Annotated in this window: 3 protein-coding genes and 1 pseudogene; 2 read left to right on the forward strand and 2 right to left on the reverse strand. The window is 65.8% G+C overall.

Annotated features, from left to right (window positions below; genetic code table 11):
* Both VML93_RS27020 and VML93_RS27025 read right to left on the reverse strand, forming a co-directional pair.
* Window positions 1-1,477: PPE family protein (locus VML93_RS27020; RefSeq protein ID WP_325615331.1), on the reverse strand; the 1,477-nt coding region annotated here is incomplete at its 3' end.
* Window positions 1,474-1,788, reverse strand: a complete 315-nt coding sequence (locus VML93_RS27025; protein ID WP_325615332.1) for a PE family protein — start codon at window positions 1,786-1,788, stop codon at window positions 1,474-1,476. The genes VML93_RS27020 and VML93_RS27025, both read right to left, overlap by 4 nt.
* 320 nt (window positions 1,789-2,108) lie before the next feature.
* On the opposite strand from VML93_RS27025, the gene mrf reads away from it, so the two are divergent.
* Both mrf and VML93_RS27035 read left to right on the forward strand, forming a co-directional pair.
* Window positions 2,109-3,308, forward strand: a complete 1,200-nt coding sequence (gene mrf / locus VML93_RS27030) for a ribosome hibernation factor-recruiting GTPase MRF (RefSeq protein WP_325615333.1) — start codon at window positions 2,109-2,111, stop codon at window positions 3,306-3,308.
* Window positions 3,305-3,517: pseudogene (locus VML93_RS27035) on the forward strand (50S ribosomal protein L31); the annotation flags it as partial. The gene mrf and the pseudogene VML93_RS27035, both read left to right, overlap by 4 nt.
* Between the last annotated feature and the right edge of the window lie 130 nt (window positions 3,518-3,647).

Consider the following 3,647-nt stretch of genomic DNA (forward strand, 5'->3'; position numbering starts at 1 on the left):
GGGCCGCCTCCCTGGCCGAGGCCGCGGCCGCCGCGGCGGCGCTATCGGGCTCGGGCGCCTTCTTCTTGGCGCGGCCGCTGGCGCTGGTGCTCATCGTCGAGCTGGATCCTAGGCCGGGGCCCACTACATACGGAGGGGCAAAACCCGCCGCAGCCGCGGCCGGGGGCGGCGGCGGCGGTGTCGCTGCCGCCGGAGGCGCGGGGGGGCTAGAAGGCGTGGGCGCGGGCGCTTGCGCCGTCAAAGGGGCCGGGGCCGGCGCGGCGACAGTCGGTGCCACCGCGGCGACCGGCAACAATGCGGGCGCAGCCGCGACGGGTGGCAGCGCCGGCGCGACAGCGGCTTGAGGCAGGGCGGCCAAGGCGGCCAGCCCCCCGAAGCCTCCCACGGCCGCAACGGGGGAGATGGCGGGGAGGGCCGCGAGCGCCAGCTCCGGGTTGGCGACCCCATAGGAAACGACTTCTAGGATGTGGGTCGGGAAGTCGAACAGTTGCCAGCTAATGAACCACTGAACCGCCTCCACCGGATTTGTCCTGAGGAGTTGTCCGAAATTTTGAAAATCCTCAATGAGCTCCAGGCTTCGAGCGACCCAAAACGACGCCTGACCTGGGTTCGCGTATTCGTCGTATTCCAGTCCGTTGATCGTGCCCTGTGCCGGACTCCAATTGATGCCGAAGAGGCGCTGCAGGATGTTTGCAAGGATGTTATCGATCGGAAGGTCGACCGTCGGGTCGTGTGCAAGCTGGGTATTTCCTATGCCTAGGTCTTGCAAAAAATTCACGAGCCCCTGCGGGAGCCCATACGGGTTGTCGCTGTCGATTTGGCCTTGCAGGATCTGCTCGATCCGCTGCTGGAGCCCCAGCGGGTTTTGCAGCAACTGCTCGATCTGCTGCACGATCCACTGCAGCGGGTTGGAGCTCGAGGTGGACCCGGCCGACGCATTGGATTTCAGGATCGGCGGCGGGTTCGTCTGCGGGGTCGATACCACCGCCGTGCTGGACACCGCTTGATAAGCCGACATGGTGGCGGCGGCCTGACCCCACATCCGCACATAGTCGGCCTCGTTGACCGCGATCGGGATGGTGTTGATTCCGAAGAAGTTGGTGGCCACCAAGACTCCGTGTATGACGTGGTTGGCGGCTAGTTCGGGCAGGGTCGGCATGGCCGCCAGCGCGGCGGTGTAGGCCGCGGCCATAGTCTCATGGTTGGCGGCCATTCCCGCGCTGTTCGCGCTGGCCAGCATCAACCATGCCAGGTATGGGGCATGCGCGTACACGTACGACTCGACGCTCGGCCCCTGCCACGCGCCCGCCTGCACCGCCCCCAGCAATGCGGTGAGTTCTTCTGCTGCTGAAGCGTATTCAGCACTCAACGAGTTCCACGCTCCCGCCGCGGCCAGCAAGGACCCCGGTCCTGGACCGCTACTCAGCAGCGCCGAATGCACCTCCGGCGGCGAGGCCATCCAGATCGGCGCCGTCATCGTCGGGCGCCTGCCACGAGATACGATGATGCCGCAGCTGCATCACCGGTGGCATAACTGATGCCCGACTCACCCACCCCGACACCGGAGCGGCCCAGCTCTTCGACGCCCTGGGCCGCCACTGCCGCATGCTCGGTGCCGGCAGCACTGAACTCGGCCGCGCTCTGCAGCGACACCGGATCGGCCGCCGACGGTGTCACGACCGTGATCAGCGGGGCCGCGCCGGCATGCGCGCCCGCCAGGCGGGCGGTCAGCGCTTCGACAGCTATGCTGGCGGCAGTCAGGCCTTCGGGCACGACGCGCAACGTCATAAGGGACACCCCTTCGGTGACGAGTTCCAGCAGGCTGCAGAGAGCCTACTGAGCATGAATATCATTTTCAACTACTCGAATCATGCGGGATCGCGTGGTGCACGATCATGGTTTTGGCCATCAGCGTTCCTCGCGGAGGCCGACGTGGCGTCGAATCGCCGGGTCCCCGGTTGCCGAAACCCGGCGATCGGACGGTGACCTGACAGTGCGCGGGCACAGGCCCTCCTGCATTCCTTAATGACAATCATTTTCGACAACGGACGTGTGCGACTGTACCGTGAAGCCCGGCTTAATGAAAATCATTCTCGATAAGGAGGGCGATGCGTACTCCGGTGGTGCTGGTGTGCGGCCAGGGCGAAACCGATCGCATCGTCGGCACATTGATAAACGCACCGGGCACGGCGGTGGTCGGCCACGAATTCGACGGCCAGGTGGTGCGGCGCTGGGTCAGCGTGCTGTGCCACGGTGAGCTCTCTACCAGCGAAGTGGCGCTTGAAGTGACCAACGGCTGCGTGTCCTGCACGACTCGTAACGACTTGCTGGTGCTGCTGCGGCGGGTATCGCGCCGCGACGATGTCAAGTGCATCGTCGTGCTGCTCGCCCCGTGGATCGAGCCCGAACCGGTCTGCCATGCGATCAACCACGTGCGAGTGCGGGTCGGCCCGGGCTATGTCGATGGTCCCGCGGCGCGCGACGTGCAGATTCACGCGGTTGTTAACTGCATCGATACCGACAATTGGCTGGCCCAGGCGGTCGGCGACGATGAACTCGACGACGAGCGCACGGTCGCCCAAGTTGTTGTCGGTCAGGCCGAGTTCGCCGACGTGCAGGTGTTGACCGAGCCCGAGCGTACCGCCCTGGCCGTGCTCAAGCGGTTAGCGCCGCGGTCGCGAATCACGGTGGGGATCAAACACCTGGAGATGGCGTTGCGACACCTGGATGAGCGGGCCCGCCGCGGTGCCGACATCGACCCACACGATCCATTGCTCGCCGGACAACCGCCTTTGACCCCCGAGGGACAGGTGTCGCTGGTCGAGTTCTCTGCGCAGCGACCTTTTCATCCCCTGCGCCTGCACGCCGCGATCGATTTGCTCCTCGACGGCGTGGTTCGTGCCCGCGGCCGCGTGTGGCTAGCCACTCAACCCGACAACGTCGTCTGGTTCGAGTCGGCGGGCGGCGGTCTTCGCGTCGCGAATGTCGGCACCTGGCTAGCCGCGTTGGACCGCTCTGACTTGGCCTACGCCGACCCCGAACGTCAAGCCATCGCTGCCCTGCACTGGGACGAGCGCCACGGCGACCGGCACGTGTCCTTGACCATCCTCGTCTGTGGAGCACAATCCGACGAGATTGTCGACGCACTACAGGGTGCACTGCTGACCGACGACGAGCTTGCTCGGCCCGAGGAATGGTCGCGATATGACGACCCGTTCGGCGATTGGCACCGAGATCCCTGCGACGCGTTTGCCGACCGCCTCGACCAGCACTCGGTACGTGGCAACCACGACGGAGATGAGAAATGAAAGCTGGGATCCACCCCGACTACCACCCGGTGGTCTTCTAGGACGCCCATACCGGGAACGCCTTCCTCACCCGCCCAACGCTCAGCAGCACCCGCACTATCGAGTGGCAAAACCCCGACGGGACCCGTAATCCGTTGGTCATCGTCGAGGTTTCCTCAGTGTCACACCCGCTTTGGACCGGTACTCGTCACCACGCCCACAGCGCGGGCCACACCGCCGAAGGCGACCACTCGCAGGGCGCTGCACCCGAGCACCCGCCGCCGCGAGCCCGGTCGCCGGCATCACACTGCCTGGTGATCCTGCCCATGGTTTCACGCATCGAGGCCCCCGACCGGGAAT

Origin of the sequence: Mycobacterium sp. (assembly GCF_035499775.1) — a bacterium.
Classification (GTDB): domain Bacteria; phylum Actinomycetota; class Actinomycetes; order Mycobacteriales; family Mycobacteriaceae; genus Mycobacterium.